The following is a 3,649-nucleotide window of genomic DNA, read 5'->3' as shown; positions in this document are numbered from 1 at the left end:
TAACTCTATTTAAAAGGAAAAAAGGAGAGTAGCCGATGCTTTATATTTGGTCCTACTTGAAAAAGTATCCCAAGTGGCTGGCTTTGAATTTATTTGCGGCGGTTCTTTTTGTAATCGTTAATTTAGGCTTGCCAACGGTTCTAGCAAGGATGATTGATGAAGCTATCAATCCTGGCGACACTAATCGGTTGTATTATTGGACTTGGATCATGTTTCTTGTGATTATTGTTGGTGTAGTTGGTCGGATAACGTTAGCTTATGTGGCTGGAAAATTAACAACAAAGATGGTCGAAGAAATGAGGAATGATCTCTATGCTAAGTTGCAAGAGTATTCTCACTATGAGTATGAGCAGATTGGAGTGTCATCACTTGTAACGAGATTGACGATTGATGCATTTGTTCTAATGCAATTTGCAGAACAATCCTTAAAAATGGGGGTGATTACACCTCTAATGATGTTAGCTAGTATTTTGATGATATTTTTAACGAGTCCATCTTTGGCTTGGATAGTAGCTGTTTCGATACCATTTTTGGCAATTGTTGTTTTATATGTTGCTTTAAAAACAGCCCCCCTTTCTGAAAAACAACAAAAAACATTGGACAAGATCAATCAATACGCCCGTGAAAACTTAACTGGTTTGAGAGTAATCCGTGCGTTTGCTCGTGAAGAATATCAGGAAAATCGATTTGCGAATGAAAATGCTATCTATGCTACTAATTCGAACAGATTATTTAAATTAACTGGTTTAACTGAACCCTTGTTTGTCCAGATAATTGTAGCGATGATAGTGGCAATTGTTTGGTTTGCTTTACCACCATTGGAAAAGGGGGAGTTGCAGATTGGTGATTTGGTAGCTTTTGTCGAATATAGTTTCCACGCACTTTTATCTTTTCTTTTTCTATCCAATCTTTTTACCATGTACCCACGCACTGCTGTTTCAAGTAAACGACTAAAGGAAATTATGGATATGCCTATTTCCATTCATCCAAATGAGGCTGGCATAACGGAGACAGAAAGTCATGGTTATCTGGAGTTTGATAATGTTACGTTTGCTTATCCTGGAGAGACAGAAAGTCCAGTTTTACACAATATTTCTTTTAAAGCAAAACCGGGTGAGACTGTAGCTTTTATTGGTTCAACAGGTTCAGGGAAGTCTTCTCTTGTCCAGCTAATTCCACGTTTTTATGACGTGACACTTGGAAAAATCATGGTGGATGGGATAGATGTACGGGAGTATAAGTTGAAGTCCTTGCGACAGAAAATCGGCTTCATTCCTCAAAAAGCTCTCTTGTTTACGGGAACGATTGGGGATAATATTCGATATGGTAAGGAAAGTGCTAGTCATGACGAGCTTAGTCTAGCTGCTGATGTAGCCCAGGCTAAAGAATTTATAGATAGTCGAGATGAACGCTTCGAATCCTTTCTTTCAGAAGGCGGAAGCAACTTATCAGGTGGACAAAAACAACGCTTGTCTATTGCTCGTGCAGTAGTTAAAAAGCCAGATATTTTTATTTTTGATGATTCTTTCTCGGCATTAGATTATAAAACCGATGCGATACTCCGTCGGCGTCTAAAAGAGGTGACTCAAAACGCAACAGTACTGATTGTGGCTCAACGAGTTGGGACTATCATGGATGCAGATCAAATCATTGTACTGGATGAGGGTGAGATTGTTGGACGAGGTACTCATGATGAATTGATGCAAACAAATGAAATCTACCGTGAGATTGCAAATTCGCAATTGAAGAGTCAGTCTTTAACAGAAGGATAGGGGGATAGAATGAGAGAAAAAAATAGTTTTCATCGCTTGTGGGGACATTTACAAAGGTATCGCATGTCGCTTTTCCTAGCAATTTTTCTTAAAATTGTTAGTGTAGTGATGAGTGTGATTGAGCCCTTTGTACTAGGTCTTGCTATTACAGAGCTAACAAGCAATCTATTAGAGATGGCTCAAGGTGTTGTAGGTGCTAGGATTAATGCAGAATATGTAGCTTGGATTATGCTGCTGTATCTTTTGAGGGGAATTCTATATGAATTGGGTGCTTACTATGCTAATTTTTTTATGACAAACGCTGTTCAAGCAACAGTTCAAGATATGCGTAATGAGCTATCTGATAAGATTAACCGCATTCCTGTCTCTTATTTTGATCGACATCAATTTGGTGACTTATTAGGACGATTTACAAATGATGTAGAAACTGTTTCCAATGCCTTGCAACAATCATTTTTGCAGGTAATTAATGCTATTTTGACTTTGGCATTAGTTATTTCTATGGTTCTGTATCTAAATTTTACTCTTGGAGTCATTGTTGTAATTTCAATCCCCTTAACCTACTTTGTTGCTCGTTTTATTATGAAACATTCTCAACCGTATTTTAAGGAGCAAGCAGATGTTCTTGGAAATTTAAATGGTTTTGTTCAAGAGCATTTAACAGGTTTCAATATTTTGAAGCTGTATGGTAGAGAAAAAAATTCTTTAGAGGATTTTCGTTCGATAACCGCTAAATTACAAGAGGTTGGCTTTAAAGCAAGTTTCATTTCTGGGCTTATGATGCCAGCACTGAATGCATTATCTGATTTAACCTACTTGCTTGTTGCAGTTTTAGGTGGTCTGCAAGTATTAGCAGGACGTTTAACCATTGGGAACATGCAAGCCTTTGTTCAATATGTATGGCAAGTGAACCAACCAATCCAGAACTTGACACAGTTGGCTAGTCAATTACAAAGTGCAAAATCATCATTGGATCGGATTTTCCAAGTTTTGGATGAACCAAATGAGCTTTTAGGTGAAGAGCGCCATACAAATGAAGAGTTGACGGGACAGGTTAGTTTTAAATCTGTAGATTTTCAATATGTGGCGAATAAGCCCCTCATCCGAAATTTTAATCTTGAAGTCAATCCGGGTGAAATGGTCGCAATTGTCGGTCCTACTGGGGCAGGAAAAACGACTCTGATAAATCTATTGATGCGTTTCTATGATGTAACAGCAGGTTCTATCAGTGTAGATGGGCATGATATTCGAGATTTGTCACGCCAAGACTATCGAAAACAGTTTGGAATGGTATTGCAAGATGCTTGGCTTTTTGAGGGGACTATTAAGGAAAATTTGCGCTTTGGAAATCTAAAAGCCACAGATGAGGAAATCGTCGAAGCAGCGAAGGCAGCCAATGTAGACCATTTTATTCGTACCTTGCCTGGTGGGTACAATATGGAAATGAATCAAGAGTCGAGCAATATTTCTCTGGGACAGAAGCAATTGTTGACGATTGCAAGGGCGCTCTTGGCAGATCCAAAAATCTTGATTCTAGATGAAGCAACTTCATCTGTCGATACACGTTTAGAACTATTGATTCAAAAAGCTATGAAAAATTTGATGAAGGGGAGGACAAGTTTTGTCATCGCACACCGTTTGTCAACAATTCAAGAAGCAGATAAAATTTTGGTTCTTAAAGATGGACAAATTATTGAACAAGGGAATCATGAGACCCTTTTGGCCGACAAAGGCTTCTATTATGATTTGTATAATAGCCAATTTTCAAAGAAAAATGCACTGTCATAAAAACTGTATTTTAATAGAAGCTCAAAGCGAGGTTGGGATAAAAGTCCCAACCTCGCTTTGTATCATTGCTGTATTGCTTTTAAAAGTTC

Annotated in this window: 2 protein-coding genes; both read left to right on the top strand. The window is 38.0% G+C overall.

The annotated features are described in order from the left end of the window. Positions 1-35 precede the first annotated feature (35 nt). Positions 36-1,772: an ABC transporter ATP-binding protein gene (locus STRDD10_RS02785; RefSeq protein WP_067192920.1), complete on the top strand. Its 1,737-nt coding sequence runs from the start codon at positions 36-38 to the stop codon at positions 1,770-1,772. Positions 1,773-1,781: 9 nt separating this feature from the next. Then, positions 1,782-3,560: an ABC transporter ATP-binding protein gene (locus tag STRDD10_RS02780; RefSeq protein WP_067192919.1), complete on the top strand. Its 1,779-nt coding sequence runs from the start codon at positions 1,782-1,784 to the stop codon at positions 3,558-3,560. Positions 3,561-3,649 lie beyond the last annotated feature (89 nt).

Origin of the sequence: Streptococcus sp. DD10, from assembly GCF_001578805.1 — a bacterium.
In the GTDB taxonomy this organism is placed as follows: Bacteria; Bacillota; Bacilli; order Lactobacillales; family Streptococcaceae; genus Streptococcus.
This window is presented reverse-complemented; position numbering and strand designations above follow the sequence as displayed.